The sequence below is a fragment of the Thermus hydrothermalis genome, from assembly GCF_022760925.1.
Taxonomy (GTDB): Bacteria; Deinococcota; Deinococci; order Deinococcales; family Thermaceae; genus Thermus; species Thermus hydrothermalis.
The window spans coordinates 1-25,254 of sequence record NZ_JAKTNT010000011.1 but is presented as its reverse complement, the minus strand read 5'-3'; the positions used below and the strand labels follow the sequence as shown (position 1 = coordinate 25,254).

Below are 25,254 nucleotides of genomic sequence, written 5' to 3'. Positions count from 1 at the left end.
CCCTAAGGTTTACAAAATCCCTGGGGCGTGCTAGCCTGGGGCTAAGGAGGCAGCCATGACCCAGACCCGCGAAACCCTCAGCTTCAAGCCCGGGGAGGTCATCCTCTACCCCGGGGTGCCGGGACCCAGGGACCGGGTCTACCGGGTCCTCGAGGGCCTGGTGCGCCTGGAGGCGGTGGACGAGGAGGGCAACGCCCTCACCCTGCGCCTGGTGCGCCCGGGGGGATACTTCGGGGAAGAGGCCCTCTCCGGCACCGAGCGCACCTACTTCGCCGAGGCGGTCACCGAGGTGGCGGTGGAGGCCCTGTCCAAGGAACCCCGGCCCGAGGAGCTTTTGGACCTGGTGGCCCATCTCGCCCAGGCCCTTTCCGAGTCCTACCGCCGCATTGAGCGCCTGGCCACGCAAAGGCTTAAAAACCGCATGGCGGCGGCCCTTCTGGAGCTCGCCGAAACCCCCTTGGCCCGGGAAGAGGAGGAGGGATTGGTCCTACGGGCCACCCACGACGAGCTGGCCGCCGCTGTGGGAAGCGTCCGGGAGACGGTGACCAAGGTCATCGGCGAGTTGGCCCGGGAAGGGTACATCCGCTCGGGCTACGGCAAGATCATCCTGAAGGACGTGAAGGGCCTAAAGGAGCTCGCCCAAAGCCGGGGAGAGGGCCGCTAAACCCGAAGGCCCCTGGGGCCCCCAAGCCCAGGGGGCCTTTTTCGTAAACTGGTAGCCATGCGCCTCCGCCAACGTTTTCTCACGGGCCTCGTCACCCTCTTGCCCCTCCTCGTCACCCTGTACTTCCTGGGCTGGGTCTACACCTACTCGGGGGGCTACATCCAAGGGTTTCTCCGCCTCCTGGACCTGGAGGTGCCCCGGGCGTACCAGCCGGCGCTCCCCTTCGTGGGCCTCTTCCTGGCCGCCCTCCTCATCTACCTGGTGGGCACCCTGGCGGAAAACTACCTAGGCCGGCGCCTCATCGTTTCCCTGGAGCGCTCCCTCCTCCTCATCCCTCTGGTGCGGGACATCTACAAGGCGGTGCAGCAGATCGCCCACACCCTCTTCGGGCAGAAGGAGGTGAAGTTCAGCCGGGCGGCGGTCATAGAGTACCCCAGGCGGGGGCTATACACCCTATGCTTCGTGGTCCAGCCCGTGGGAAGCCGCCTGCCCCCCTTGCCCGAGGGGTACACCGCCGTCCTCGTGCCCACCAGCCCCGTGCCCGCCAGCGGCATGGTGATCCTGGTGCCCACGGAGGAGGTGATCCCCTTGGAGATCAGCGTGGAGGACGCCCTGAAGTACGTGGTTTCCGCCGGCTTCCTCCTGCCCGAGAAACCTTCAGGCCCCTTAACCTCCCTCCCACAAAGGGCGGAGCCCTCTCCCTAAAATGGAGGAAGATGCGCCTTTGGGCTTGGCTTCTCCTCCTCGGCGCGGCCCTGGCCGCTCTTCCCCCCCTTTTTGGCCCCGCCCTGCCCCCGGGGACGGAGCTTAGGCTTCTTTCCCAGGACCTGCGCACCCTCCACGGGGCCTGGCGGGTGGAGGGGAAGCGCCTCCTCCCCCTTTCTTCCCCCGTGCCCCCTAAGCCCGGGCAGGAGGTGCAGCTCCTCCTCGTCCTTCCCGGGGAAAAGCCTAGGGCCTTCCCCGGCGTGGCGGAGCGGGGGGATGTCCTCCTCGTTTGGGAAAGGGAGCGGGTGAGCCTTCTCAGGCTTCTCAAGGAGGCCTATGGCCTCACCCCCCCGGAAAGGCTTTGGCCATGAAGCGCATCCTGGTCATTGAGGACGACCCCGAGGTGGCCCGGTTGGTGGAGCTGGAGCTCAAAGAAGCGGGCTTCCAGGTGGAGTGGGCCAAAAGCGGCATGGAGGGCCTGGTGCGCCACCGGGAGAGGAAGCCTGACCTGGTGGTCTTGGACCTGGGCCTTCCCGACCTGGACGGGGCGGAGGTGGCCCGGCGCATCCGGGCCACGGACGACACCCCCATCCTGGTCCTCACCGCCCAGGACGCCGTGGAGCGCAAGGTGGGCCTCCTTTCCGAGGGAGCGGACGACTACCTGGTGAAGCCCTTCCACCCCGCCGAGCTCCTCGCCCGCATCCAGGTGCAGCTCCGCCACAAGGGGGGAAGCGAGGTCCTCGCCGTGGGCCGGCTTGAGCTTTACCCCAAGCGCCGCCAGGTCTTCTTTGGGGAGGCCGAGGTGCGGCTATCCCCCAAGGAGTTTGACCTCCTCCACCTCCTCATGAGCCGCCCCGGGAGGGTCTTTCCCCGGGAGGAGATTGAGGAGAGGATCTGGGGCCGTCCCTTGGGCCGGGAGTCCAACGTTCTGGACGTGCACGTGGCCAACCTGCGGGCCAAGCTCCGGGAGGTAGGGGCCTACGGGTACCTGCGCACGGTGCGGGGCCTCGGCTACGCCGTGCGCCCGGGCAAAGGGGACGAGGAAACCTAGACCCCCATGCCGCCCCTTTCCTTCCGCCTGCGCCTTTTCCTCTCCTTTAGCCTCCTATGGCTCCTCTTCCTGGTGGGGGCCCTCTACCTGGCGGGCCGGGGGGTGGAGCGGGCCCTGAGGGGCCACCTGGAAAGGAGCCTCCTCGAGGACGCAAGGAGGGCGGCAGAGGCCTACCAGAAGGGCCTTTCGGGAAGCTTGATCGCCACGGGGGGCGTGTACCTCCACCTCTATACGGAAGACGGGGAACCCCTCCTCCTCACCCGGCGGGAACACCGCCTGGGGCCGGAGGCGCTCCGGGGTGCGGGGGAAGCCCCCCGGGTTGCCTTCCGGGAAGGCTTCGCCGCCGCCTGGGTGCGCACCCCCTTGGGCATCCTGGTCCTCACCCAGGACACGGCCCCCATTGACCTGGCCCTGGCGGCCCTCAGGCGCTCGCTTTTGGAAGCCTTCTTCTTCCTTTTCCCCCTGGGGGTGGGGCTCGTCTACCTGACGGCCCGCTTGGCAGCCCGGCCCCTGGAGGAGGCGGCCCGGGAGATCGCCCAAAGGAACCCCGAGCGCCTGGAGCCCATCCCCCTCCACCTCCCCAAGGACGAGGTGGGCCGCATGGTGGAGGCGGTGAACGGCCTCCTGGCCGCCCTAAAGGAGGCCAAGGAGCGAGAGAGGGCCTTCCTCGCCGAGGCGAGCCACGAACTCAGAACCCCCCTCACCGTCCTCCTGGGCCACCTGGACCGCCTTTCCCGAAACCCCCAGGACGAGGAGGCCCTAAGGACGGCGAGGGCCACGGCGGAAAGGATGCGCCGCCTGGTGGAGGACCTCCTGGCCTTGGCGAGGGGGGAGGCGGGGTGGAATCTCAACCTCCACATCGTGGACCTAAAAGCCCTGGCCAAGGAGGCGGCGGAGGAGCACGGGGTGGCCTTCCAGGGCGAGGCGGCCGAGGTCCTCGGGGACCCCGACCGCCTCCTGCAGATGCTCAGGAACCTCCTCGCCAACGGGGTGCGGGCCGCCGGGAAGGAGGGGGTGAGGGTGCGCCTGCGGCGGGACGGGGGCCTGGCCCTTTTGGAGGTGGAGGACTCCGGGCCCGGCATCCCCGAAGACCTCCTTCCTAGGCTCTTCCAGCGTTTCGCCCGGGGGCCTGGGGGAGGGGTGGGGTTGGGCCTCGCCATTGCCCAGGCCATCGCCAGGGCCCACGGGGGGGAGATCGCCGTGGAAAGCCGGCCTGGACGCACGGTCTTCCGGGTGCGCCTCCCCCTTTTGGAGGAGGGAGGGGCGGAGTAAAGTAGGGTCAATGAGCGTTCTTGACGAGCTCTACCGGGAGACCATCCTGAAGCACTACCAGAACCCCAAGAACTTCGGGGTCCTGCCCCAGGCCAGCAAGCGGGCAGGGGGGATGAACCCCTCCTGCGGGGACCAGGTGGAGGTGATGGTCCTCCTGGAAGGGGACACCATCGCCGACATTCGCTTCCAGGGCCAGGGGTGCGCCATCAGCACCGCCAGCGCCTCCATGATGACGGAGGCGGTAAAGGGGAAAAGGGTGGCGGAGGCCTTGGAGCTTTCCCGGAAGTTCCAGGCCATGGTGGTGGAGGGGGCGCCCCCCGACCCCGCCCTGGGGGATCTTTTGGCCCTCCAGGGGGTGGCCAAGCTCCCCGCCCGGGTAAAGTGCGCCACCCTGGCCTGGCACGCCCTCGAGGAGGCCTTGCGGTGAGGCGCTACCCCGCCCACAAGGTGACGCCCCTTCTCCTCCAGCACCCCGACCTCATGGAGGCCTGGAAGGAGGCCGCCCGGGAAGGGAGGCTTCGGGCGGAAACCCGGGGCAAGGAGAACCTCGTGGTGGTGGAGGACCCCGCCCTGGTGGCCCGGCTCAAGGCCTTGGGGCTAGAGGGGGAGCCCGTGGAGGCTTCGGGATAAGCTAAGGGCCATGAGGGGCTTGGTTTTCCTCCATGCCTTCCCCTACAACCCCCAGATGTGGGAAGGGGAGGTGGCCCACTTCCGGGGACGGCTTCCCGTCCTCGCCCCCCATTACCTGGGCCTAAGCCTCCCCCAGGCAGCGGAGAAGGTCCTTAAGGAGATGGACGAGGCGGGGCTAGAGGAGGCGGTCTTCGTGGGGCTTTCCATGGGGGGCTACCTCATCTTTGAGCTTTGGCGGAAGGCCCCCGAGCGCTTTCTAGGCTTGGTCCTGGCGGACACCCGCTCCGGGCCCGACACCGAGGAGGCCAAAAAGAACCGCTACGCCTTGAGGGAAAGGGTCCTCAAAGAGGGGGTGGGCTTTTTGCCCGAGGCCCTCCTCCCAAGCCACCTGGGCCGCACCACCCAGGCGGAGCGGCCCGAGGTGGTGGCCAAGGCCAGGGAGCTCATCCTCCAGGCCGCCCCTGAGGCGGTGGCGGAAAGCCTAAGGGCCTTGGCCGAGCGCCCCGACGCCACGCCCCTCCTCCCCGGGATGCGCCGCCCCGCCTTGGTCCTGGTGGGGGAGGAGGATACGCTCACCCCCCCGGAGGAGGCCAAGCGCCTGGCCAAGGCCCTCCCCGATGCCCGGGCCCTCATCCTGCCCGAGGCGGGGCATCTGGCCAACCTGGAAAACCCCAAGGCCTTCCGCACCGCCCTCTTGGGCTTCTTGGCGGAAATCTTCTAGCCTTCCGCCTTGGGCTCCCGGGACATGAGCTCGGAAAGGGCCTTCAGGGGGTCTAGCCCCTCGTAGGCCACCCGGTAGACCGCCTCGGCGATGGGGAGCTCCACCCCCGCCTCCCGGCGCCAGGCCATGAGGGCCTGCACCGCATAGAGCCCCTCCACCACCCCCCGGTCCTCGAGGCGCTCCAGGGCCTCCCCCCGCACCAGCCTCTCCCCTGCCCCCCGGTTGCGGGAGTGGAGGCTATAGGCGGTGGCGAGGAGGTCCCCCAGGCCCGCAAGCCCGTAAAAGGTGGCCTCCTCCCCCCCCTGGGCGGTGCCGAAGCGCACCATCTCCCTGAGGCCCCGGGTGAGGAGGGCCGCCTTGGCGTTGTCCCCAAGCCTTAACCCGTCCACCATCCCCGCCGCCAGGGCGAGCACGTTCTTGAGCCCGCCGCCAAGCTCCACCCCCCGGAGGTCGGAGCTCGTGTAGATGCGGAAGGTGGGGCTATGGAAGACCTCCTGCGCCCGCCGGGCCAGGGCCTCGGGCCCCGCCACCACGCTGGCCGTGGGCAGGAAGCGGGCCACCTCCTCCGCGTGGTTGGGCCCGGAGAGGGCGGCCACGGGCCGGCCCGTGAGGGCGGCCACCACCTGGCTTGGGGTGAGGAGCGCCCCTTCCCGGAAGAAAAGCCCCTTGGTGGCGGAGAGGTACCAGGGGGCCCGGGGCAGGTCCTTTAGGGTGTCCAGGGCCTTGGAGGGAAGGGCCACCACGGCGAACTCCGCCCCCGAGAGGGCCTCCTCCGGGTCGTGGGTGGGGTGGAGGTAGGCGGGAAGGGCCACCCCGGGGAGGTGGTCCTTGTTCTCCCTCCCTGCCCGAAGGGCCTCGGCATGCTCCTTTCTGCGGGCGAGGAGGGCCGTGGGGATGCCCTTGCTGGCCAGGAGAACCCCCAAAGCCGTGCCCCAGGCCCCAGCGCCCAGGATGGCCACCTTCATAGGAGAACGCTCACCTCCCAGGCCTCGTACCAGGCGGCGAGGAGGAGGAACCAGGCCCCCAAGTAGAGGCTCAAGAAAAGCCCCCTAAGCCCCCGCCGGTACCCCTCCCCCCGGGCGGTCTTGGCGAGGAGGTAGAGGCCGCCGAAGGTCACCAGGATGTAGGCCTGGAGCTCCAGCAGGAGGGTGGGCAGGTGGGGGAGGAAGGCAGGGCCAAGCACGGCGGGGGAGAGGGCGAAGCCGAAGGCGAAGTAGCGGAGGACGTTGAGGAGCAACACGGGCAGGCCCAGGAAGAGGGCGGGGAGGAGCCCCGTGAGGAGGAGGCCCTGGGTGAAGTTCCAGTGGAAGATGACCCCGGCAAGGACCAGAACCCCCTTCCCCAGGGCCTCCTCTAGCCCGATGGTCTCGAGGGCCCCCCCGAAGAGCACCTGCACCGCCCGGGCGAGCTCGGGCATCCCGTAGGCGAGGAGGCTTCCCAGGGCGAAAAGCCCGTAGAGGAGGAGGTTGGTGAAGAGGTAAAGCCCCTTCTGCGCCCGGAGGAGGGCCAAGGCCTCCAAGAACCAGGCGCGGAAGGGGGAGGGTTGCAGGAGGAGGAAGCCCCAGAAGAGGCTCAGGAGCAAAAACCCCCACCCCGCCACGGGGGTGAGGAGGTAGGCGGGAAGGGCAAGCCCTTCCGGGCGGAAGTAGATCCGCCGCACCTCATCCCCCTCCAAGACCACCACCACCTCCCCCACCTCCTCCCCCAAGGCGGCGGGGAAGAGGACCCGGTTGCCCTCCACCTTCGGGCTTTCCCGGTTCACGGAAAGCCCTTTGGGGGGCGGGGGGAAGAGGGCGTAGCGCTCCAAAAGCCTCGGCGCCTCTTCGGGAGGGGCGCGGAGGACCTCTTCTAGCCTCGGGGAAAGCTTCCCCTCAAGCCAGTCGGCCAACGCTTTTTGGGCCACCTCCGTCTTGGCCCAGGCCAGGGAAAGGAGGAGTCCAAGAGCCAAAAGGCGGACCAACCTAGACCTCCTCTAGGGGAACGCCCTCCCGGCACAGGGGGCAGGCCTCGGGGGGGTACTGGGGCACCTCGAGGCGGACCAGGGCGCGGAAGGGGACGCCAAAGGCCGCCTGGCCGCCGCTTCGGTCCACGATGGCTCCCACCCCCACGCACACCGCCCCCCGGGCCTCCGCCGCCCGGATGGCCTTCCGCACGCTCTCCCCCGTGGTCACCACGTCCTCCACCGCCAGGAAGCGCTCCCCAGGGTTCAGGGTAAGCCCCTTGCGGATGGTCATACCCCCTTGGCCGTCCTTCTCGGCGAAAAGGGCCCGGGCCCCCAAGGCCCGCGCCACCACGAAGGAGAGGATCACCCCACCGATGGCCGGGCCGATGACGAAGTCCACCTTCTCGTCCTCAAAGAGCCGGCCCAAGGCCTCCCCCACCGCTTCGGCGTAGAGGGGGTGCTGGAGGAGGGCCGCCGACTGCAGGAACCGAGGGGAGTGTACCCCTGAGCGCAGGAGGAAGTGCCCTTCCAGAAGGGCCCCTGTCCTCCGGTAAAGGTCCAGGACGTCCATCCCCCCTACTCTACCAAAGCGGAAAGGAGCTCCTTGGCCGCCTCCTTGGCTCCTTCCAGGTCTGGCCTCCCCCCGGGATAAAAGAGGGCCCGGCTTGCGGCGAGGAGGAGGCCCTTCCCCTTTAGGGGCCTTCCCCCTTGGACCCCCACCCCGGGGAGGAGCAAGGGGGCGGAAGGGGCCACTTCCCGCACCGCCCGCACGGCCTCGGGATAGGTGGCCCCCACCACCATCCCCACGCGGCTCCAAGGGCCTTCCCGCAGGGCCTCCCCTTCCCGGGCCAAAGCCTCCGCCAGGTGGAGGTAAAGGGGCTTTCCCTCCACGGGAAGGTCCTGGAGGAAGCCCGAGCCTGGGTTGGAGGTCTTCACCAGGACGAACACCGCACCGCCGCTTTGTTTAGCTTCCCGGAAAAAGGGGGTGAGGGCGTCCAGGCCCAGGTAGGGGTTTACGGTGAGGGCGCTACCGGGAAAGCGGCCCAGGTACGCCTCCGCATAGGCCTCCGCCGTGGAGCCGATATCCCCCCGCTTCCCGTCAAAGAGGACGGGCAGGCCCATGACCCGGGCGGCGCTGGCCAGCTCAAAGAGGAGCGCCATCCCCTCAGGGCCCAAGGCCTCAAAGAAGGCCAGCTGGAACTTCACCGCGGCAAGGCTTTCCGCCAGGGCCTCAAAGAGCTCCAGGGCGTAGCGCCGCAGGTGGACAAGGGGCTTGGGCCCGTGAAGGTTTGGCCTGGGGTCCACGCCCAGGACCAAGGGAGGGCGCTCTAAGGCCGAGAGGAAGTCCACGCCCCTCAATATACAGGCCTTAGTTTGCCCGCACCTTTTTGTTCAGGAAGTCCAGGAGCAGGTATTTGCCGATGTTTCTGGGGCTTGTGAGGTAGGCCTTGCCCCGGGTGATCTGGGAAAGCTTTTTCACGAAGGCGAGAAGCTCGGGCTCCCGGGCCAGCATGAAGGTGTGGATGGGGATGCCTTCCCGCCGGGCCAGGGTGGCCTCCTTGAGGGTTTCCGCCAGGATCAGGGGGTCCAGGCCCCAGGCGTTTTTGTAGATCTCCCCGCTGGGGAGGGTGAGGGCTGAGGGCTTGCCGTCGGTGATGAGGATGATTTGCTTCATCTCCCCGCCCATCTTCCGGAGGAGGGTGCGGGCGAGCTCTAGCCCCGCCTTGGTGTTGGTGTGGTAGGGGCCCACCTGGGCCAGGGGGAGCTTGGCCAGGGGGATTTCTTCGGCGGTGTCGTGGAAGAGGACGAAGCGCACCCGGTCCCCGGGGTACTGGGTGCGGATGAGGTGGGCCAGGGCCAGGGCCACCTTCTTGGCGGGGGTGAAGCGGTCCTCGCCGTAGAGGATCATGGAGTGGGAGCAGTCCAGGAGGACCACGGTGCTCATGCTGGCGGTGTACTCTGCCAGGTCTATCACCAGGTCCTCGTGGCTCAGGGCTTCTAGTCCCTTAGCGGCCACTTTCTTCAGGGTTTCCGGGACGTTGAGCTCCAGGGGGTCGCCCCAGGCCCAGGGCTTGGTTTCCCCGGTCTTTTCCACCCCGGGGGCGTGGTGGGGGGTGGGGTGGAGGCCTGGGGGGTTGCGGCCCAGGGCCCCGAGGAGTTCCCGGAGGCTTTTGAGCCCCAGGAAGTCCGAGGCCTTTTCCGTGAGCTCCAGGCGGGTTTCCCCTGCTTCCCCCAAATGGCCTCCCTGGGCGGGGTTGGTGGGGTCCTGGCTGGGTAGGCGGAGGTAGCCCGCTTCCTGGAGGCGCTGGATCATCCTTTGGATGGCCTGGTAAAGCCGGGTTTCCTCCTTGCGGTTTGCGAAGCGGGCCTCCCTTAGCCAGTCCTCGGGGACGAGCTCGTTTTTGAGGAGGGCCTCGAGGAGGGCATCGTAAAGGTCCTCCAGGGTGGGCTTCCGGTTCGGGTCGGGGTCGTAGCGCTGGAAGGGGTCGGAGAAGCCCGAGTCCAGGAGGAAGTCTTCCAGGAGGCCCAGGATCTCCTCGGGGGAGAGCTCGTCCAGGCTCCCCTCGTAGCGGCTATACCGGATGGCCTTCATCTAGCCTCCTCCCCGTGGGCTGGTGGGGTTTCGGCTCCTCCCTTCCGGGTACGCTCCCTTCTCCCGGGCGGGCTCAGTTGCCATAGCTTCGCGCCCTTTCCGCCGCTTGGTAGCTCGCCTCTCCCCGGGCGAGCTTCCTGCGGCCCACAAGGCCCTCCAGGATGAACTCCCCGGCGGAAAGGAGGAGCTCGGGGGTGTCCCCTCCCGCCAGGGTCCGGGCCGCCTCCCATAGCCCCGGCACCCCGGCTAAGGCGGCCAAGGCCCCTTCCAGGTCCCCTTCGGGCAGGGTGAGGAGGTTGCCCTCTTCAAAATAGGCCACGATGGCATCGGTCTTCAGGCGGTAGCGGGGGAGCACAAGGCCGAAGGCCCTTTGGACGATCTCCTTGGCCACCCGTTCCGCCCCCTGGAGCTCCCCCTCGTACTCCAACTCCAGCTTCCCCGTGATGGCGGGAAGCCCCTGGTAGAGGTCTAAAGGCCGGGCCACGGGCCGGATGCCCTGGAGGAGGGCCCGCCTTTCGGCGCTGGCCGCCACCACCTCCAGGAGGCTGATGGAAAGGCGCTGGGAAACCCCCGCCGTCTGGTCCACCCGGCGGTCCTCCCGGGCGGCGAAGGCCACCGCCTCCACGGAAAGCCGCACCCACTCGGGCACCTCCACCTCCTCGGGGACGTAGGCCTCCTGGGCGCTGATCCTCGCCCCTTCCTCCAGGCTCTTGGGGTAGTGGGTGCGGATCTCGCTCCCAATGCGGTCTTTAAGGGGCGTGACGATGCGGCCCCGGGCGGTGTAGTCCTGGGGGTTGGCGGTGAAGACGAGCCAGACGTCCAGGGGGAGGCGGATGGGGTAGCCCCGGATCTGGATGTCGCCCTCCTCGAGGATGTTAAAAAGGGCCACCTGCACCTTGGGCGCCAGGTCGGCCAGCTCGTTCACGGCGAAGATACCCCGGTTGGCCCGGGGAAGGAGGCCATAGTGGATGCTCTCCAGGTCCGCCATCCCCGTGCCCCGCCTCGCCGCCTTGATGGGGTCCATGTCCCCCAGGAGGTCGGCCACGGTGGTGTCGGGGGTGGCGAGCTTTTCCACGTACCTTTCCTCCCGAGTGACCCAGACGATGGGGGCCTCGTCCCCCGCCTCCTCCAAAAGCCTCTTCCCCTCGGGGGAGATGGGGGAAAGGGGGTTATCCCTTAGCTCGGTGGGCAGGGCGGGGATCTCCTCGTCTAGGAGGGAAATCAGGCTTCGCAGGATGCGGCTTTTCGCCTGGCCCCGGGTGCCCAGGAGGATGAAGTTCTGCTTGGCCAGGATGGCCTGGACCAGGGCGGGGATCACCGTGTCCTCGTAGCCGTGGATGCCGGGGAAGAGCCTCTCCCCACGCCTAAGCTTTTCCCGGAGGTTTTCCCGGGCCTCCTCCTTCACCGTGCGCCTGAGCTTTTCCAGGGGGTAGGTGCGCTTCAGCTCGCCTAGGGTCTTGGCCTTCACCCTTCCCAGTTTAGGGGGAAAGGGGGGCGGGATATGTGCCCTTCCTTGCCATGCCATAATGGAGGGGTGAACCGGGCCAGGGAAGGGCTGGAGCAGGCCCGCTACAACCTGCGCCACGCCCGGGGGAGCCTGGACCTAGGGGATTATGCCTGGGCTTGCTTCGCTGCGCAACAGGCAGCGGAGGCGGCCCTCAAAGGGCTCCATCTCTCCCGGGGCCAGGTGGCCTGGGGGCACGCTATCCTAGACCTCTTGGCGGACCTCCCCTCCGGCATCCGTGTGCCCGAGGGCTTGTGGGAGGCCGCCAAGATTCTGGACAAGTACTACATTCCCACGCGCTATCCCGACGCCCACCCGGCCGGGCCTGCGGCCAGGCACTACACCCTTTCGGAAGCGGTGGAAGCGGTTCGGCTTGCGGAGGATTTTTTGGCGTTTGTGGAGGCGCACCTGTGACGCGGATCTTTCCCTTTGACCGAGAGGCCCGCATGGAAGCCTTGAAAAGGGCCGCCCAAGCCTTGGGGGAGCGGCCCGAGGTTCTGGCGGTGGTCCTTTTCGGTTCCCTGGCCCGGGGCGAGGCCACCGCCATGAGCGATGCCGACCTTTTCCTCCTCCTGTCCCAAAGTCCCCTCCCTTTCCCGGAGCGCCTGGTGCGCTACCGCCCAGAAGGGCTTAGGGGCGTGGAGGTCTTCCCCTACACCTGGGAGGAGGCCCTGCGGGGCGCCCGGGAAGGGTACGGGCCGGTGTTGGCTGCGCTTAGGGAGGGAAAGCCCCTTTGGGAGCGGGAGGGGGCTTGGAGGCGATTTGGGGAGGCGGCCAAGGCCCTTTCCCCCTTTGCCTAACGCCCTTCTCATGGCCGAGGGGTATCTTGGCGGCGTGGAGATCCACGGCACCACCATCCTAGCTGTCCGGAAGGACGGGATCACCGCCTTGGCCGGGGACGGCCAGGTGACCTTCGGCCAGACCGTGCTCAAGCGCGCTGCGGTGAAGGTGCGGCGGCTCGAGGTGGGGGAAGGCGTCCTGGTGGGCTTCGCTGGCGGGGTGGCGGACGCCTTGGCCCTCTTGGAGCGCTTTGAGGAGAAGCTCAGGGAGGCCAAGGGGTCCCTCCTGAAGGGGGCGGTGGAAACCGCCAAGCTTTGGCGCACGGACCGGGTCCTCCGTCACCTCCAGGCCATGATCGTGGCCGCCGACCGGGAGACCATGGTCCTCCTTTCGGGAAGCGGCGAGGTCATCACCCCAGAGGAGCCCCTTTTGGCGGTGGGCTCAGGGGGGCCCTACGCCCTGGCCGCCGCCAAGGCCCTTTACCGCCACTCGGGCCTTTCCGCTAGGGAGATCGCTGAGGAGGCGCTCAAAATCGCCGCCGAGGTGGACCTCTACACCTCGGGCCAGGTGACGGTGCTTACGTTGGGGGAAGCATGAACCTCACGCCGGCGGAAATCGTCAGGGAGCTTTCCAAGCACATCGTGGGCCAGGAAGCGGCCAAGCGGGCGGTGGCCGTGGCCCTGAGGAACCGGTACCGCAGGAAAAAGCTCCCCCCGGAGATCGCCCGGGAGGTGACGCCCAAAAACATCCTCATGATCGGGCCCACCGGGGTGGGGAAGACGGAGATCGCCCGCCGCCTCGCCCGCCTGGCGGGGGCTCCCTTCGTCAAGGTGGAGGCCACCAAGTTCACCGAGGTGGGCTACGTGGGCCGGGACGTGGACTCCATCGTGCGGGACCTGGCGGAGGCCAGCTACCAGCTCGTGCTGGAGGAGATGAAGAAGAAGGTGGAGGAAAGGGCCTTGGCCTTCGCCGAGGAAGAGCTCGCCACCCTCCTTAGGGTTTCCCTCGCCGAGGTCCGCTCGGGGCGCTGGGATTCCCACGTGGTGGAGGTACAGGTGGAGGAGGAGGCTACCCTGCCCTTCATGGGGGTCCTGGGGGGCGAGGGGTTTGGGGGCATGGGGGAGATGCTTAAAGGGCTTCTCCCCAAGCGGCCCGTGCGCAAGCGCATGACGGTGCGGGAGGCCCGGGAGGTGCTTAAGAACCAGCACGCCGAGCGCCTCATTGACAAGGAAGAGCTCAAGGAGGAGGCCAGGCGCCGGGCCCAGGAGGACGGCATCGTCTTCATTGACGAGATAGACAAGGTGGCGCGGCGGGAAGGCGCTGTGGGCCCGGACATTTCGGGGGAGGGGGTACAGCGGGACCTTCTGCCCATCGTGGAGGGTACGGTGGTTTCCACCCGCATCGGCCCCATTTCAACAGAGCACGTGCTCTTCATTGCCGCCGGGGCCTTCCACGTGGCCAAGCCCTCGGACCTAATCCCCGAGCTCCAGGGGCGGTTTCCCATCCGGGTGGAGCTTTCCCCCTTGGGGCCGGAGGAATTTTTCCGCATCCTGAAGGAACCGGAAAACTCCCTTATCCGCCAGTACACCGAGCTCCTCAAGGCAGACGGCACCGAGCTCGTCTTCCACGAGGACGCCCTTTGGGCCATCGCGGAGGCAGCCCACCGGGCCAACCAGGAGCTCGAGGACATCGGGGCCCGGAGGCTCGCCACAGTTTTGGAAAGGGTACTGGATGAGGTAAGCTTTCAAACGGATCTCGGTCGGGTGGAGATCACCCGGGCCTACGTGGAAAAGCGGCTAGAGGAGGTCTTCGCCTCGCCCGATCTGACGCGGTTCGTGCTCTAGGAGGATGGTATGCGCTGGTTTCTTTTGACCTTAGGCTTGCTGGCGGTTCCGGCCTTGGCCCAGACCCCTCCGCCCCCAGCGGCGCAGACGGCCACCCAGGATGCCCTTAGGCTAGGGGTGCAGCTCTACGCCCTGGGCCGGTACGAGGCGGCCCTCGAGGCCTTTGAACGGGCGGCCAAGGAGAAGCCCCAGGACCCCGATGTCCTTTACTGGCTGGCCCGGGCCCAGCTTAAGGTGGGCCTCCTGAACCCCGCCCTGGAGAACGCCAAGGGCTTGGTAGCGAAAAACCCCCGGTACATCGGGGGGTACATGGTCCTCTCCGAAGCTTACGTTGCCCTCTACCGGGCGAGCGAAGACCGGGAGAAGGCCAAGGCCTACCTGGACCAGGCCTTAAGCGTCCTGCGGGACGGGGAGCGGGTGAACCCCCGCTACGCCCCCCTCTTTGCCCAGCGGGGCCTCGTCTATGCTTTTTTGGGCCAGGTGGACAAGGCTGAAGAGGCTTTTAAGAAGGCCCTTGCCTTGCAAGATACCCCCGAGGTGCGGGTGGCTCTGGCGGAGCTTTACCTGGCGGCGGGGCGGCTGGACGAGGCCCTTGCGGAGTACGCCCGCGCCCTGCAGCTTGCGCCCAAGGACGGCAACGTGCGCCTCCACTACGCCTCGGCCCTCCTCCTCAAGGGCCGGGCGGAGGAGGCGGCGAGGGTCCTGGAGGAGGGGCACAGGCTCAAGCCCCTGGACGCCGAGGGGTGGTACACCCTGGGCCAGGCCTACGTGGCTTTGGGCCGCTGGAAGGAGGCGGGGGTGGCCTTGGAAAACGCCATTGCTCTGGCCCCCTTGCGCTTCCCCGCCGCCTATTACTACCTGGGGCAGGTCTACTTGGTCCTGGGGGATGCGGCAAAAGCCAAGAGCCGCCTCACGGTGGCGGTGCGCCTCGAGCCCAAGCGGCCCGAGTACCGCTACCAGCTCTGCCTGGCCAACGAGAAGCTCGGGGACAAGGAAGGGGCCCGCTACCAGTGCCAGGAAGCCCTCAAGCTGAAGCCGGGCTACAAGGAAGCGGAGGAGGTCCTGCGCCGGCTCTAGCCAGGCCTTGCGCCCTAGGGGGTTTGTGCCCCTAGGGCTTTTTTATTCGCCGAGGGAGGGCTATGGTGAGGAGGTCTATGTGGCGGTACGAAAGGGGGCGCTTCACCGAGGAAGCCTTCCCCCTGCCCGAGGAGGCCCGCCTCCTCCTGGTGGTGAACGGCGAGCCCTGGACCTCTTTGAGCTACACCCCAGGGGACGAGGCCTACTTGGCCCTGGGCCACCTCTACCTGAGCGGGGTTCTCCAGGACCTGGAAGGGGTTAAGGTCCGTGTGGCCGAGGGGATGGTCTTGGTGGACCTGCCCCGTGCGCCCGAGCGGGGCCTGGGGGTGCGGGATAGCGGGTGCGCCGCCGGGCTTCGCTACGGGGAGCCCAGGCTAGCCCCCTTGCCCCGGGTCCCTTTGGACCCCAAGCTCCCCTTGGCCCTCCTCTCTGAGCTCCGGGCCCGCACTCAGGCGTACGCCCGCACCCGGGGCATCCACGGGGCGGCCCTCTTTGACCGGGAAGGGCGCCTCCTCTACCTGAACGAGGACATCGGCCGCCACAACGCCGTGGACCGCCTGGCGGGGTTCATGCTAAGGGAGGGCATCCCCCCGCCCGTGCTCGTGGCCTCCACGGGGCGGGTGAGTCTGGAGATGGCGGCCAAGGCGGTGGGCATGGGGGCGGTGCTCCTGGCAAGCCGCACCGGGGCCACGGCCCCTGCCGTGGCCTTGGCGAAGCAGTATGGTCTAGCCTTAGCGGCCTACGTGCGCCCCACGGGCTACCGGCTCTACGCCCCGGGGGGGATGCCCGTGGAGGAGAAGGCCCTTTAGGCCTTGGGCTCTTCCTTCTTTTCCTCGCCCTCCTGTAGGCCCTTCTTGAACTCCCGGGCCGACTGGCCGATGCCCCGAGCGAGCTCGGGAAGCTTCTTGGCGCCGAAGAGGAGGAGGATGACCAGGAGGATGAGGAGGATTTCCACCGGACCTAAGCGCATGGGCCCATCTTAGCACGCCTTGACCCTCTGGGGAGCAGGTGTTATCGTGGCCTGTGGGGTGGCGCGCCCCGGGGCGTAGCGCAGGCCGGTAGCGCACCTGCTTTGGGAGCAGGGGGTCGCCCGTTCAAATCGGGCCGCCCCGACCATGCGGGAGTAGCTCAGTTGGTAGAGCATCGGCCTTCCAAGCCGAGGGTCGCGGGTTCGAGTCCCGTCTCCCGCTCCAAGCGGCCGGGGTGAAGGCCACCCCGGCTTTCTCCTATGGGCCCGTAGCTCAGGGGACAGAGCAGCCGCCTTCTAAGCGGTAGGTCGGGGGTTCAAATCCCTCCGGGCCCGCCAAGGCCATCTGGGCCCCGCATCCTTGCGGGGCCTTTTCCTCAAGAACGCTAGCCCACCCGCACCTCGGGCTCGTTGCCCGGCTTCCACTTGATGGTGCAGCCGATGGCGGGGGCCTCGGCGAGGGGGGGGTCTTGGCCTTGGAGGAGGGCTTCTATGGCCGCCTCGAGGTTGCGGCTTTTCACCTGGGTGGGGTCCTTGGGGCTATCGTTCACCCGGCCGTGGTAGCGGAGAAGCCTCCTTTCGTCAAAGAGGAAGACCTCGGGGGTCCTTAGGGCCTTGTAGGCCTTGGCCACCTCCTGGCTTTCGTCCAGAAGGTAGGGGAAGAAGATGCCGTGCTCCTTGGCGAAGGCCACCATGCCCTCGGGGCTATCCTCGGGGTACTTTTCGTAATCGTTGGCGTTGATGCCCACAAAGGCCACCTTCCCTCGGTACTTTTCCGCCAGGGCCACGAGCTCGCCGATGGACCCCTTCACATAAGGGCAGTGGTTGCACATGAAGACCACGGCCAGAAGGGGCTCTTGGAACTGGGAAAGCCGGTAGCGCCCTCCCCGGGGGTCGGGAAGCTCGGCATCAATAAGGGGGCTTCCTAGGGGTAGCTCGGGATACTGGAGCATGCTTTCATGCTAATCCGCGGCCGCTAGGGACAACAAGTCCCCGGCTTCTTATGTATCCTGAAGCCCATGCGAGGGCTTTCCGCGGAGGAAGCGAGGAAACGATTAGAGGAATTCGGCCCCAACGCCCTTCCGGAGAAGCCGGAGGAGCCCCTTTGGCGGAAGTTCTTGCGCCAGTTCCAAAGCCCTCTCATCTACATCCTCCTTTTTGCCCTCCTGATTGACCTCTTCTTTTGGCTTTCCGAGGGGGCGCGAGGGGTTCCTCTAGAGTCTTTGAGCATCTTGGCCATCCTCCTCCTGAACGCTGGGCTTGGTACCTTTCAGGAAAAGCGTTCGGAGGAGGCCCTAAAGCGGCTTAAGGCCCTGGCGGAGCCCATGGTCTATGTCCTCCGCGACGGCCGCTTTGTGCGCCTGCCGAGCCGGGAGCTGGTCCCCGGGGACGTGGTGCGCCTCGAGGCCGGGGACCGCATCCCCGCCGATGGGCGCTTGCTGGAGGCGAGCGGGGTCTTGGTGGACGAAAGCGTCCTCACGGGGGAAAGCGTGCCCGTGGAGAGGGGGGAAGGGGAGGAGGTCTACGCCGGGACCCTCCTCGTGCGGGGACGGGCCCTTATGGAGGTGACCCGCACCGGGCTCAAGAGCGCCATGGGGCGCATCGCCGCCCTTCTTGCCGGGATGGAGGAGGAGAAGACCCCCTTGGAGCGCCGCCTCCACGCCTTCGGCAACCGGGTGGCGCGCTGGGTGCTTCTCCTGGCCCTGGCCCTGGTCCTCCTGGGCTTTTGGGTGGAGGGGTTTTCCGCCAAGGTGGTCCTCTTCGCCGTGGCCTTGGCGGTGGCCGCCGTGCCCGAGGGGCTTCCCGCCATCCTCACCCTGGCCTTGAGCCTGGGGGTGGAGCGGATGGCGCGCCGCAAGGCGGTGGTGCGGCGGCTCGCGGCGGTGGAGGCCCTGGGAAGCGTGACCGTGATCGCCACGGACAAAACCGGCACCCTCACGGAAAACCGCATGGAGGTGGAGGGCGTGGTGGGGCCCGACCCGGAAGGGGCGCTTCTCGCCATGGTCCTCTGCAACGACGCCGACCTGGCCACGGGGGCGGGGGACCCCTTGGAGCTTGGCCTCCTCCGTTACGCCCAGAAGGCGGGCTTGGACGTGGAGCGGCTTAGGAAGGAATACCCCCGCCTTTCCGAGCGCCCCTTTGACAGCGCCTGGAAGTACATGCGGGTGACCACCCCCAAAGGGAGCTACCTCAAAGGGGCCCCCGAGGCCCTCATCCCTAGGCTTGGGCTTACCGAGGAGGAAAAGGAGCGCCTTTTGCAGGAGGCGGAGGCCCACGCCGCCCAAGGGTACAGGGTGCTGGCCCTGGCCTTTGGGGAAGGGGAGCGGGAGGAAGGCCTCCTTTTCCTCGGGTTCGTCCTGCTCCTGGACCCGCCCCGGCCCGAGGTGCCGGAGGCCGTGCGGCGCATCCTGGGGGCGGGGGTGCGGGTGGTGATGGTCACGGGGGACCACCCCGCCACCGCCCTGGCCATCGCCCGGCGCATCGGCCTTCCGGTGGAAACGGTGGCCACGGGGGAGGACCTCGAGGCCCTGACCGATGAGGAGCTTCTGGAGGTGGACGTCTTCGCCCGGGTGAAGCCGGAGCAGAAGCTCCGGATTGTGGAGGCCCTGCAAAAAGCGGGGGAGGTGGTGGCCATGACCGGGGACGGGGTGAACGATGCCCCGGCCCTAAAGCGGGCGGACGTGGGGGTGGCCATGGGCCAGCGGGGTTCGGACGTCTCCCGGGAGGTGGCGGACCTGGTGCTTTTGGACGACAACTTCGCCACCTTGGTGGCGGCCATTGAGGAGGGGCGGAGCATTTACGAGAACATCCAGAAGTTTCTCCGCTTCCTCTTTTCCACCAACCTGTCGGAGATCCTGGTGGTGGCGGTGGGCATGGTCCTCGCCGCCTCCCTGGACCTGAGGGACGCCGCCGGGCACCTCCTTTTGCCCCTCACCGCGGTGCAGATCCTCTGGATCAACCTGGTAACGGACGGCCTCCCCGCCTTGGCCTTGGCCTTGGACCAGAACCCCGGGGTGCTCAGGCGTCCCCCCAGGCCCAAGGATAGCCCTCTTCTGGATGGGCCTTCCCTGCGCTTCGTCCTCCTCACGGGGGGGATCAAGGCGGGGCTTGCCCTTCTCCTGCTGGCCTTCCTTCCCCTGGGGGTGGGGGTGGAGGCGGCGCGGAGCGCCACCTTTCACTTCATGGCCGTGGGGCAACTCTTCTTCGCCTACGCTGCCCGGCACACCCAACTCCACCCCCTGCCCAACCCCTACCTGCACGGGGCCGTGGGCTTGGGGATTGCCCTCCAGGTGGCCTTGGGCAGCCTGGCCCCAGGGCTTGTGGAGGCGGCGCCCCTCGTCCCGTGGCTTTGGGCTTTGGTGCTCGCCCTGGCCCTTTTGGCCTGGGGCCTGGCGGAGGCGGTGGACCGGCTAGTATGGCGAAAGGAGGTGCGGCGGTGAAGGCGAAAGAGGTGATGGTGAGCCCCGTGGTGAGCGTGCCCTTGGGCGCTACCTTGGACGAGGTGGCGCGGCTTATGGTGGAGCGGCGCATCGGGAGCGTGCTGGTGGTGGATGGGGAGGGGAGGCTTCGGGGCATCGTCACGGAGACGGACTTCCTCAAGGAGCGGGGGATTCCCTTCTCCACCTACCGGGCCCCCATGCTTCTTGGGCGTTACCTGGACGGGGCCGGGCTTGAGCGGATCCTCGAGGAGGCCCGCACGACCCGGGTGGAGGAGATCATGACCGCCCCGGTGCACGCCGTGGGCCTCGAGGAGCCCCTGGCCCGGGTTTTGGAACTCATGCTCACCTACGACATCAACCACGTGCCCGTGGTGGATGGGGAGGGGAGGCCTGTGGGCATCATCTCCCGCTTTGACCTCCTGCGGCTCCTTCGGGACCGCCTATGACCTGGTTCGCCTTCCTTGGCGTGGCCATGGTGGTGGTCTTCGCCGGGGCCCGGGTGGCCTACTACGGGGACGCCCTGGCGGAGAAGCGGGGCTGGGGCCGGGCCTGGGTGGGGCTCATCCTGGTGGCGGCCACCACCTCCTTGCCCGAGCTCTTCACGGGTACCAGCGCTGCCCTCCAGGGGCTTGTGGACATCGCCGTGGGGGACGTGTTGGGCAGTACGCTTTTCAACCTGGTGATCCTTTCCCTGCTGGACGCTGTGGGGGGACGGGTCCCTCTTCTTGGGCGCCTCCATGCGGGGCACGCCCTGGCCGTGGGGTTTGCCCTTCTCCTTTTGGCCTTCCAAGGCGCTGCCCTTTTCGGGGGAGGACCGACCCTCGGCCCCGTTTCCTGGTACGCCCCCGCCGTTCTGGCGCTTTACCTCCTGGCCACCCGCCTCACCTTCCTCTACGAAAGGAGGCGGCCCCAGGCGGAGCTGGAGCGCCTGGAGCTCTATTACGAGCACCTTTCCCTGGTCCAAGTGGTGCGGGGGTACGTGGGCTTCGGCGCTTTGGTGGTGGGGGCGGCCATCCTCCTGCCCCCCTTGGCGGAACGGCTTGCGGAGGAAACGGGTCTTGGGGCGAGCTTCGTGGGCACGGCCTTGGTGGGGGCCACCACCTCCCTCCCTGAGGTGGTGGTGACGCTAAGCGCCGCCCGGTTAGGGGCCTTTGACCTGGCGGTGGGGAACGTCCTGGGGTCCAACCTCTTCAACGCCCTCATCCTGGCCTGGGATGACCTCCTCTACCCCGGGGACTTCTTCCAGGAGGCCCACGGGAGCCACCTGGCGGCGGTTTTGGTGGCCTTCGCCATGTACGGCGTGGTCCTGGTGGGGATGAGCTACCAGGCCCTTCGGAAGCTGGCCGTCCTGTCCTGGGACACCCTGGCCCTTCTTGGCCTTTACCTCCTCGGGCTTTCTTGGCTTTACGCCCTGCGGTAGGGCACCACCAGGACGGGCTTGGGGCTTTTGCGCACCACTTCCAGGGTCACGCTTCCGAGGAGGGCCCGGTCAAGCCCGGTGCGCCCGTGGCTTCCCATGACGATGAGGTCGTGGTGGGCCGCCTCCTTGAGGATCACCTCCGCCGCCCGGCCCTCGAGGAGAGGGGCCGCAAAGGGTACGCCCATCTCCTCGGCTAGACGGGTGGCCTGGTCCAGGGCCTTAAGCCCTGCCCGGCGCAGGTCCTCCAAGAGGGCCTGGTAGTAGGGGAGGTTCTCCGGGCCCAAAAGGAGCCTGGGCCCTAAGGGCTCCAGGGCGTGGAGAAAGCTCACCCGCGCCCCCAAGGCCTTGGCTAGGCGGAGCCCCTCCTTTAGGCCCACCTCCGCCGCTTCGCTTCCGTCCGTGGGCAAAAGCAGGCTTTTGTACACGGCCTACCCCTCAATGACCACGGGCAGGATCACGGGGTCGCGGCCCGTGGCCTTTTTCAAGAACTTCTTCACCGGGTAGTAGATGTCGTCCCGGATGCGCTCTAAGGGCTTCTTCTCCCGCACCCCGTTTTGCAGGGCTTCCAAGGCCATGCGCCGCACCTCCCCAAGAAGCCTTTCCCCCGCCTTTACAAAACCCCGGGACACCACCTCCACCACGGGGTCCTCCCCCGCCAGGGCGGTGATGACCACCAAACCCTCCTCCGCCATGTGCCGCCGGTCCGCCAAAATCTCGTCGGTGATGTCCCCCACGCCCAGGCCGTCCACGTAGAGCACCCCGTGGGGCACCGACCCCACCTTCTCAAAGGAGTCCCGGGTGAGGCGGTAGATGGCCCCGTTTTCCCCGATGAGGGTCTTCTCCGGGGGGCGGCTCATCCCCTCCGCCAGCCACTTGAAGTTCACCTGGTGGCGCACCTCCCCGTGCCAGGGGAGGAAGAAGCGGGGGGTGGTCAGGTTCAGGATGAGCTTGAGCTCCTCCTGGGAGGCGTGGCCCGAGGCGTGGACCTTGTAGGTGGGGGGGTAGAGGACGTAGGCCCCCAGAGCGTAAAGGCGGTTGATGACCCGGTTCACCGCCTCCTCGTTCCCCGGGATGGGGCTAGAGGAGAGGATCACCGTGTCCCCGGGCTTGATGGCCATTTTGGCGTGGCCTTCAAAGGCCAGGCGGTGGAGGACGGACATGGGCTGGCCTTGGCTTCCCGTGGCCAGGATGAGGACCTGGTGGTCGGGGAGGTCCTTCACCTCCTCCAGGGTATAGAGGCGGTCCTTCACCTTCAGGTAGCCCAGCTCCATGGCGATGCGGCTGAACTTCAGCATGCTCCGCCCCTCCATGGCCACCTTGCGCCCGTACTTCTCCGCCGCCCAGATCACCGACTGGATGCGGTGGATGTGGCTGGCGAAGGTGGTGACGAAGACCCTGCCCGGGGCCCGGCCGATCACCCGGTCCAGCTCCTTGGCGATCTCCATCTCGCTCGGGGTGTAGCCGGGCCGCTCGGCGTTGGTGGCGTCGGCGATGAGGAGCAAGACCCCCTCCGCTCCCGCTTGGGCCACCTTGGCCAGGTGGGAGACCTTGCCGTCTATGGGCGTGGCGTCCAGCTTGAAGTCCCCGGTGTGCACGATGGTGCCGATGGGGGTGCGGATCACCACCCCGGAGTTGTCGGGGATGGAGTGGGTCATCCGGAAGAGGTCCAGGGTGAAGTACCGCCCCACCTGGATGCGGTCGTCGGGGGAGATTTCCTTCAGGTTGAAGGCCCCGGGTTTGAGGCCGAACTCCTCCAGCTTGCCCTTCAAAAGCCCCAGGGTGAGCTTGGCCCCGTAGATGGGCACGGGGCTCTCCTTGCCGAAGACCATGGGCAGGATGAAGGGAAGGCCCCCGATGTGGTCCTCGTGGCCGTGGGTAAGGACCCAGGCCTTGATGCGGTGCCGGTTCTCCACCAGGTAGTCCACCCGGGGGATGAGGAGGTCCACCCCGGGCATCCCCTCGTCGGGGAAGGCTAGCCCCCCGTCCAGGACGAAGATCTCGTCGCGGAAGCGAAAGGCGGTGATGTTCTTGCCAATCTCCCCCATCCCCCCTAGGGGGATGATCTCCACGGCGTCCTGGGCGCTTCCCGTTGGGGCTATGGGGGCCTCTTGCGGGCGCTTCTTGCGCCTTCTCCTGGGCTTGCGTTCTTGCGTTTCCATAAACCTCCTATCTTCCCGGCTAGGCCGGGATTGCGGCTTGGGGGAAACCCCCAGGGGCTAGCTCCGCCGCCTGGGGGGGATCTTGCCTTCCAGCTCGGGCCGGATCAGGTCAATCTTGCCCCGCTCGTCAATGCGGTGGACCTTGACCTTGATCACGTCCCCCACCTTGAGGTGGTCCTCCACCCGCTCCACCCGGCCCGGGGCGATCTGGCTGATGTGCAGGAGGCCTTCCGTGCCCGGGAAGAGGCTGATGAAGGCCCCGAAGGGGGTAATCTTGGTGACGGTGCCCTCGTACACCTCGCCCACCTTGGCCTCGCGGGTGAGGTCCTCTATGCGCTTCTTGGCCTTCTCCGCCGCCTCGAGGTCAGCGGAGTAGATGCGCACCGTCCCGTCCTCCTCAATGTCCACCTCCACCCCAAGCTCCTCCAAGGCCCGCACGTTCTTCCCGCCGGGCCCGATGACCAGGCCGATCTTCTCCACGGGCACCTTGAGGCTGAGGATTCTGGGAGCGAAGGGCTTGAGCTCGGGCCGCGGGGCGGGGAGGACGCTTTCCATGATGGAGAGGATCTGAAGCCGGGCTTCCCGGGCCTGCATCAGGGCCTCCTTGAGCACCTCCCGGGGCAGGCCGCCCACCTTGTTGTCCATCTGCAAGGCGGTGACCCCGTCCCGGGTGCCCGCCACCTTGAAGTCCATGTCCCCAAGAGCGTCCTCGAGGCCCAGGATGTCCGTGAGGATCACCGCCTTCTCCCCCTCCCACACCAGGCCCATGGCCACCCCGGCCACGGGCTTCTTGATGGGCACCCCGGCGTCCATGAGGGCGAGGCACCCGGCGCAGACCGTGGCCATGGAGCTGGAGCCGTTGGACTCCAGCACGTCCCCCACCACCCGGATGGTGTAGGGGAAGCTCTCCTGCGGCGGGAGCACCGCCTTCAGGGCCCGCTTGGCCAGGTTGCCGTGGCCCACCTCCCGGCGGGAAACCCCCCTTAGCCGCTTGACCTCCCCGGTGGAGTAGGGGGGGAAGTTGTAGTGGACCAGGAAGGGGTCGGTTTCGTCAATGCCCAGGTCGTCAATGATCTGCTCGTCCCGGCCCGTGCCCAGGGTCACGGTGCCCAAAACCTGGGTCTCCCCCCGGGTGAAGATGGCCGAGCCGTGGGCCCGAGGCAGGACGTCCACCTCCACCCAGATGGGCCTTAGGTCCTTGGGGCCACGGCCGTCCGCCCGCTTGCCCTCCTCCAGGACAAGGCGCCTTAGCTCCCGCCGCACCACCTCGTCAAAGGCGCTCTCGTAAAGGGGCTTTCGGCTCTCGTCCGGGGTGCCGTCTTCCCTCTTGGGGAGGAGTTCGGCCACGAGGGCCTCGGCGAAGGCGGAGAGGGCCCGGCTCCTTTCCCCTTTGCTCGCCGTCTGCAAGACCTGGGAAAGCCCCCGCTCCAGGGCCAGGCGGTAAAGGGCCTCCTTCTCCTCCTCGGAAAGGGTTTCCGGGGGCGTCCAGGCCATCTTGGGCTTGCCGAGCGCTTGGGCCATCCTTTCTTGGAGTTCCAGGATGGGCTGCATCTCCCGATGGGCGAACTCCAGGGCCTGGACCAGGGTTTCCTCGTCCACCTCTCCTGCCCCAGCCTCCACCATGAGGATGGCGTCCCGGCTTCCCGCCACCACCAGGTCCAGCTGGCTTGCCTCCATCTCCTGGAGGGTGGGGTTTAGGACGAACTGCCCGCCGATGAGCCCCACCCGCACCGCCGCCACGGGGCCTTCCCAGGGAATGTCGGAAAGCATCAGGGCGGCGCTGGCCCCGATGGGCCCCAGGATGTCCGGGGGGTTCTTCTGGTCCGCCGAGAGCACCGTGAGGATGACCTGCACCTCGTGGCGGAAGCCCTTGGGGAAAAGGGGCCTGATGGGCCTATCGGTCATGCGGGCGGAGAGGATGGCCTTTTCCCCGGGGCGCCCCTCCCGGCGCATGAAGCTTCCCGGGATCTTGCCCACGGCGTAGTGGCGCTCCTCAAACTCCACGGTGAGGGGTAGGAAGTCCGCCTGGACGGGCTCTTCCGAGGCTTGGGCCGTGGCCAGGACCACGGTGTCCCCGTAGCGCACCAAAACGGAGCCGGAAACCTGCTTGGCGTACTTGCCCGTCTCTAGAACCAGGGGGCGCCCCGCCACCTGGGTTTCGTAACGGAAGGCTTGGGGTGTGTTGGCTGTGGCTTGCGGCATACGTTCCTCTAAGCGAAAGGCGGAGCCCTAAGGCCCCGCCCCCGACCTAAACCCCAGTTTAGTTCCTCAAGCCCAGTTTCTCAACCAGCGCCCGATAGCGCTCGGGGTCTTCCCGCTCCAGGTAGCGGAGAAGCCTCCGGCGTTGCCCCACCAGCATGAGGAGGCCCCGGTGGGAGTGGTGGTCGTGCTTGTGCACCTTGAGGTGCTCGGAGAGCTTGTTGATGCGCAGGGTGAGGAGGGCCACCTGCACCTCGGTGCTCCCCGTGTCCCCGGGGAAACGGGC

General features: G+C 67.6%; 29 protein-coding genes and 3 tRNA genes. 20 read left to right on the top strand and 12 right to left on the bottom strand.

Annotated features, from left to right (window positions below):
• Window positions 1-55 precede the first annotated feature (55 nt).
• Genes L0C60_RS08025 through L0C60_RS07990 form a run of 8 tightly spaced genes read left to right on the top strand, consistent with a single transcriptional unit; the run spans window position 56 to window position 5,043 of the window.
• Window positions 56-664: a helix-turn-helix domain-containing protein gene (locus L0C60_RS08025; protein WP_234504927.1), complete on the top strand. Its 609-nt coding sequence runs from the start codon at window positions 56-58 to the stop codon at window positions 662-664.
• Between the two features lie 57 nt (window positions 665-721).
• The gene (locus L0C60_RS08020) at window positions 722-1,369 is read left to right on the top strand and encodes a DUF502 domain-containing protein (RefSeq protein ID WP_234504929.1); all 648 of its coding nucleotides are present in this window, start codon (window positions 722-724) and stop codon (window positions 1,367-1,369) included.
• Window positions 1,370-1,380: 11 nt separating this feature from the next.
• Window positions 1,381-1,740: a hypothetical protein gene (locus tag L0C60_RS08015; protein WP_234504932.1), complete on the top strand. Its 360-nt coding sequence runs from the start codon at window positions 1,381-1,383 to the stop codon at window positions 1,738-1,740.
• A complete protein-coding gene (locus L0C60_RS08010) occupies window positions 1,737-2,420 on the top strand; it encodes a response regulator transcription factor (protein ID WP_234504935.1) in 684 nt (227 codons plus the stop codon). The genes L0C60_RS08015 and L0C60_RS08010 overlap by 4 nt, the downstream gene beginning before the upstream one ends.
• Before the next feature lie 6 nt (window positions 2,421-2,426).
• Entirely contained in the window at window positions 2,427-3,692 is a 1,266-nt protein-coding gene (locus L0C60_RS08005) for a sensor histidine kinase (RefSeq protein WP_243092653.1), read from the top strand.
• Between the two features lie 10 nt (window positions 3,693-3,702).
• Window positions 3,703-4,119 carry a Fe-S cluster assembly sulfur transfer protein SufU gene (gene sufU / locus L0C60_RS08000; protein ID WP_234504950.1) on the top strand — a complete coding sequence of 139 codons (417 nt, stop codon included), beginning with the start codon at window positions 3,703-3,705 and terminating at the stop codon, window positions 4,117-4,119.
• Window positions 4,116-4,322, top strand: a complete 207-nt coding sequence (locus L0C60_RS07995) for a hypothetical protein (RefSeq protein ID WP_234504952.1) — start codon at window positions 4,116-4,118, stop codon at window positions 4,320-4,322. The genes sufU and L0C60_RS07995 overlap by 4 nt, the downstream gene beginning before the upstream one ends.
• A 10-nt stretch (window positions 4,323-4,332) precedes the next feature.
• Window positions 4,333-5,043, top strand: a complete 711-nt coding sequence (locus tag L0C60_RS07990; protein ID WP_234504969.1) for an alpha/beta fold hydrolase — start codon at window positions 4,333-4,335, stop codon at window positions 5,041-5,043.
• Here L0C60_RS07990 and L0C60_RS07985 read toward each other — a convergent pair.
• The 6 genes from L0C60_RS07985 to L0C60_RS07960 form a co-directional block, all read right to left on the bottom strand.
• Window positions 5,040-6,008, bottom strand: a complete 969-nt coding sequence (locus L0C60_RS07985; RefSeq protein ID WP_234504973.1) for an NAD(P)H-dependent glycerol-3-phosphate dehydrogenase — start codon at window positions 6,006-6,008, stop codon at window positions 5,040-5,042. The two genes, L0C60_RS07990 and L0C60_RS07985, sit on opposite strands and share 4 nt — an antisense overlap.
• Window positions 6,005-7,003 carry a hypothetical protein gene (locus L0C60_RS07980; RefSeq protein ID WP_243092652.1) on the bottom strand — a complete coding sequence of 333 codons (999 nt, stop codon included), beginning with the start codon at window positions 7,001-7,003 and terminating at the stop codon, window positions 6,005-6,007. Before L0C60_RS07980 ends, L0C60_RS07985 begins: the two co-directional genes overlap by 4 nt.
• Before the next feature lies 1 nt (window position 7,004).
• Complete coding sequence (gene pyrE, locus L0C60_RS07975; protein ID WP_234504978.1) at window positions 7,005-7,556, bottom strand: orotate phosphoribosyltransferase; 552 nt, start codon at window positions 7,554-7,556, stop codon at window positions 7,005-7,007.
• A 5-nt stretch (window positions 7,557-7,561) separates the two neighbouring features.
• Window positions 7,562-8,335, bottom strand: coding sequence for an orotidine-5'-phosphate decarboxylase (pyrF, locus tag L0C60_RS07970; RefSeq protein WP_234504981.1), 774 nt, complete (start codon window positions 8,333-8,335; stop codon window positions 7,562-7,564).
• Window positions 8,336-8,354: 19 nt separating this feature from the next.
• On the bottom strand, window positions 8,355-9,578 hold the full coding sequence (locus tag L0C60_RS07965) for a vWA domain-containing protein (RefSeq protein ID WP_234504985.1): 1,224 nt from the start codon (window positions 9,576-9,578) through the stop codon (window positions 8,355-8,357).
• A 73-nt stretch (window positions 9,579-9,651) separates the two neighbouring features.
• Window positions 9,652-11,046, bottom strand: coding sequence for a sigma 54-interacting transcriptional regulator (locus L0C60_RS07960; protein WP_234504995.1), 1,395 nt, complete (start codon window positions 11,044-11,046; stop codon window positions 9,652-9,654).
• A 66-nt stretch (window positions 11,047-11,112) separates the two neighbouring features.
• Here L0C60_RS07960 and L0C60_RS07955 point away from each other — a divergent pair, with 66 nt between their 5' ends.
• The 6 genes from L0C60_RS07955 to L0C60_RS07930 all read left to right on the top strand — a co-directional run bounded on the left by L0C60_RS07955 (window position 11,113) and on the right by L0C60_RS07930 (window position 15,592).
• Complete coding sequence (locus tag L0C60_RS07955; protein ID WP_234504997.1) at window positions 11,113-11,496, top strand: HEPN domain-containing protein; 384 nt, start codon at window positions 11,113-11,115, stop codon at window positions 11,494-11,496.
• Window positions 11,493-11,882 (top strand): nucleotidyltransferase domain-containing protein, encoded by a 390-nt coding sequence (locus L0C60_RS07950; protein ID WP_234505000.1) that lies wholly within the window; start codon window positions 11,493-11,495, stop codon window positions 11,880-11,882. Before L0C60_RS07955 ends, L0C60_RS07950 begins: the two co-directional genes overlap by 4 nt.
• Window positions 11,883-11,892: 10 nt before the next feature.
• Window positions 11,893-12,459 carry an ATP-dependent protease subunit HslV gene (gene hslV, locus L0C60_RS07945; protein ID WP_234505003.1) on the top strand — a complete coding sequence of 189 codons (567 nt, stop codon included), beginning with the start codon at window positions 11,893-11,895 and terminating at the stop codon, window positions 12,457-12,459.
• Window positions 12,456-13,706 (top strand): ATP-dependent protease ATPase subunit HslU, encoded by a 1,251-nt coding sequence (locus L0C60_RS07940; RefSeq protein ID WP_234505006.1) that lies wholly within the window; start codon window positions 12,456-12,458, stop codon window positions 13,704-13,706. Before hslV ends, L0C60_RS07940 begins: the two co-directional genes overlap by 4 nt.
• A 9-nt stretch (window positions 13,707-13,715) precedes the next feature.
• Entirely contained in the window at window positions 13,716-14,783 is a 1,068-nt protein-coding gene (locus L0C60_RS07935) for a tetratricopeptide repeat protein (RefSeq protein ID WP_234505009.1), read from the top strand.
• 77 nt (window positions 14,784-14,860) lie between these two features.
• Window positions 14,861-15,592, top strand: a complete 732-nt coding sequence (locus L0C60_RS07930; RefSeq protein WP_234505011.1) for a formate dehydrogenase accessory sulfurtransferase FdhD — start codon at window positions 14,861-14,863, stop codon at window positions 15,590-15,592.
• Here L0C60_RS07930 and tatA read toward each other — a convergent pair.
• Window positions 15,589-15,753 carry a twin-arginine translocase TatA/TatE family subunit gene (gene tatA / locus L0C60_RS07925; protein ID WP_018112255.1) on the bottom strand — a complete coding sequence of 55 codons (165 nt, stop codon included), beginning with the start codon at window positions 15,751-15,753 and terminating at the stop codon, window positions 15,589-15,591. The genes L0C60_RS07930 and tatA overlap by 4 nt on opposite strands.
• 69 nt (window positions 15,754-15,822) lie before the next feature.
• Between tatA and L0C60_RS07920 the strand changes: the two genes are divergently transcribed.
• From L0C60_RS07920 to L0C60_RS07910, 3 genes are all read left to right on the top strand, one after another.
• A tRNA-Pro gene (locus L0C60_RS07920) sits at window positions 15,823-15,899 on the top strand.
• A 1-nt stretch (window position 15,900) separates the two neighbouring features.
• Window positions 15,901-15,976: transfer RNA gene (locus L0C60_RS07915), tRNA-Gly, on the top strand.
• 37 nt (window positions 15,977-16,013) lie between these two features.
• Window positions 16,014-16,089 (top strand) — tRNA-Arg (locus L0C60_RS07910).
• A 47-nt stretch (window positions 16,090-16,136) separates the two neighbouring features.
• Here the strand turns inward: L0C60_RS07910 and L0C60_RS07905 are convergent.
• The gene (locus tag L0C60_RS07905; RefSeq protein ID WP_234505014.1) at window positions 16,137-16,703 is read right to left on the bottom strand and encodes a thioredoxin family protein; all 567 of its coding nucleotides are present in this window, start codon (window positions 16,701-16,703) and stop codon (window positions 16,137-16,139) included.
• 66 nt (window positions 16,704-16,769) lie between these two features.
• Between L0C60_RS07905 and L0C60_RS07900 the strand changes: the two genes are divergently transcribed.
• From L0C60_RS07900 to L0C60_RS07890, 3 genes are read left to right on the top strand one after another with little or no spacing between them, the layout of a single operon-like run.
• On the top strand, window positions 16,770-19,190 hold the full coding sequence (locus L0C60_RS07900) for a cation-translocating P-type ATPase (protein ID WP_234505047.1): 2,421 nt from the start codon (window positions 16,770-16,772) through the stop codon (window positions 19,188-19,190).
• Window positions 19,187-19,636 carry a CBS domain-containing protein gene (locus L0C60_RS07895; RefSeq protein ID WP_234505049.1) on the top strand — a complete coding sequence of 150 codons (450 nt, stop codon included), beginning with the start codon at window positions 19,187-19,189 and terminating at the stop codon, window positions 19,634-19,636. Before L0C60_RS07900 ends, L0C60_RS07895 begins: the two co-directional genes overlap by 4 nt.
• On the top strand, window positions 19,633-20,610 hold the full coding sequence (locus L0C60_RS07890) for a sodium:calcium antiporter (RefSeq protein WP_234505051.1): 978 nt from the start codon (window positions 19,633-19,635) through the stop codon (window positions 20,608-20,610). The genes L0C60_RS07895 and L0C60_RS07890 overlap by 4 nt, the downstream gene beginning before the upstream one ends.
• Here L0C60_RS07890 and L0C60_RS07885 read toward each other — a convergent pair.
• The 4 genes from L0C60_RS07885 to rpsO all read right to left on the bottom strand — a co-directional run.
• Window positions 20,595-21,035, bottom strand: a complete 441-nt coding sequence (locus L0C60_RS07885; RefSeq protein WP_243092651.1) for a universal stress protein — start codon at window positions 21,033-21,035, stop codon at window positions 20,595-20,597. The genes L0C60_RS07890 and L0C60_RS07885 overlap by 16 nt on opposite strands.
• Before the next feature lie 3 nt (window positions 21,036-21,038).
• Window positions 21,039-22,769 carry a ribonuclease J gene (locus L0C60_RS07880; RefSeq protein ID WP_243092650.1) on the bottom strand — a complete coding sequence of 577 codons (1,731 nt, stop codon included), beginning with the start codon at window positions 22,767-22,769 and terminating at the stop codon, window positions 21,039-21,041.
• Between the two features lie 57 nt (window positions 22,770-22,826).
• Window positions 22,827-24,971 carry a polyribonucleotide nucleotidyltransferase gene (gene pnp / locus L0C60_RS07875; RefSeq protein ID WP_243092649.1) on the bottom strand — a complete coding sequence of 715 codons (2,145 nt, stop codon included), beginning with the start codon at window positions 24,969-24,971 and terminating at the stop codon, window positions 22,827-22,829.
• 58 nt (window positions 24,972-25,029) lie between these two features.
• Window positions 25,030-25,254: 30S ribosomal protein S15 (gene rpsO, locus L0C60_RS07870; RefSeq protein ID WP_243092648.1), on the bottom strand; the 225-nt coding region annotated here is incomplete at its 5' end.

What these genes read in the sequence shown, in the direction of transcription:
- hslV (WP_234505003.1), top strand. Translation starts at nt 11,893, where the DNA reads ATGGCCGAGGGGTATCTTGGCGGCGTGGAGATCCACGGCACCACCATC.
- L0C60_RS08020 (WP_234504929.1), top strand. Translation starts at nt 722, where the DNA reads ATGCGCCTCCGCCAACGTTTTCTCACGGGCCTCGTCACCCTCTTGCCC.
- L0C60_RS07940 (WP_234505006.1), top strand. Translation starts at nt 12,456, where the DNA reads ATGAACCTCACGCCGGCGGAAATCGTCAGGGAGCTTTCCAAGCACATC.
- pnp (WP_243092649.1), bottom strand. Translation starts at nt 24,971, where the DNA reads ATGCCGCAAGCCACAGCCAACACACCCCAAGCCTTCCGTTACGAAACC.
- pyrE (WP_234504978.1), bottom strand. Translation starts at nt 7,556, where the DNA reads ATGGACGTCCTGGACCTTTACCGGAGGACAGGGGCCCTTCTGGAAGGG.
- L0C60_RS07985 (WP_234504973.1), bottom strand. Translation starts at nt 6,008, where the DNA reads ATGAAGGTGGCCATCCTGGGCGCTGGGGCCTGGGGCACGGCTTTGGGG.
- sufU (WP_234504950.1), top strand. Translation starts at nt 3,703, where the DNA reads ATGAGCGTTCTTGACGAGCTCTACCGGGAGACCATCCTGAAGCACTAC.
- tatA (WP_018112255.1), bottom strand. Translation starts at nt 15,753, where the DNA reads ATGCGCTTAGGTCCGGTGGAAATCCTCCTCATCCTCCTGGTCATCCTC.
- L0C60_RS07900 (WP_234505047.1), top strand. Translation starts at nt 16,770, where the DNA reads ATGCGAGGGCTTTCCGCGGAGGAAGCGAGGAAACGATTAGAGGAATTC.
- L0C60_RS08025 (WP_234504927.1), top strand. Translation starts at nt 56, where the DNA reads ATGACCCAGACCCGCGAAACCCTCAGCTTCAAGCCCGGGGAGGTCATC.
- L0C60_RS07880 (WP_243092650.1), bottom strand. Translation starts at nt 22,769, where the DNA reads ATGGAAACGCAAGAACGCAAGCCCAGGAGAAGGCGCAAGAAGCGCCCG.
- L0C60_RS07935 (WP_234505009.1), top strand. Translation starts at nt 13,716, where the DNA reads ATGCGCTGGTTTCTTTTGACCTTAGGCTTGCTGGCGGTTCCGGCCTTG.
- L0C60_RS07930 (WP_234505011.1), top strand. Translation starts at nt 14,861, where the DNA reads ATGTGGCGGTACGAAAGGGGGCGCTTCACCGAGGAAGCCTTCCCCCTG.
- L0C60_RS07890 (WP_234505051.1), top strand. Translation starts at nt 19,633, where the DNA reads ATGACCTGGTTCGCCTTCCTTGGCGTGGCCATGGTGGTGGTCTTCGCC.
- L0C60_RS08015 (WP_234504932.1), top strand. Translation starts at nt 1,381, where the DNA reads ATGCGCCTTTGGGCTTGGCTTCTCCTCCTCGGCGCGGCCCTGGCCGCT.
- L0C60_RS08010 (WP_234504935.1), top strand. Translation starts at nt 1,737, where the DNA reads ATGAAGCGCATCCTGGTCATTGAGGACGACCCCGAGGTGGCCCGGTTG.
- L0C60_RS08005 (WP_243092653.1), top strand. Translation starts at nt 2,427, where the DNA reads ATGCCGCCCCTTTCCTTCCGCCTGCGCCTTTTCCTCTCCTTTAGCCTC.
- L0C60_RS07905 (WP_234505014.1), bottom strand. Translation starts at nt 16,703, where the DNA reads ATGCTCCAGTATCCCGAGCTACCCCTAGGAAGCCCCCTTATTGATGCC.
- L0C60_RS07990 (WP_234504969.1), top strand. Translation starts at nt 4,333, where the DNA reads ATGAGGGGCTTGGTTTTCCTCCATGCCTTCCCCTACAACCCCCAGATG.
- L0C60_RS07965 (WP_234504985.1), bottom strand. Translation starts at nt 9,578, where the DNA reads ATGAAGGCCATCCGGTATAGCCGCTACGAGGGGAGCCTGGACGAGCTC.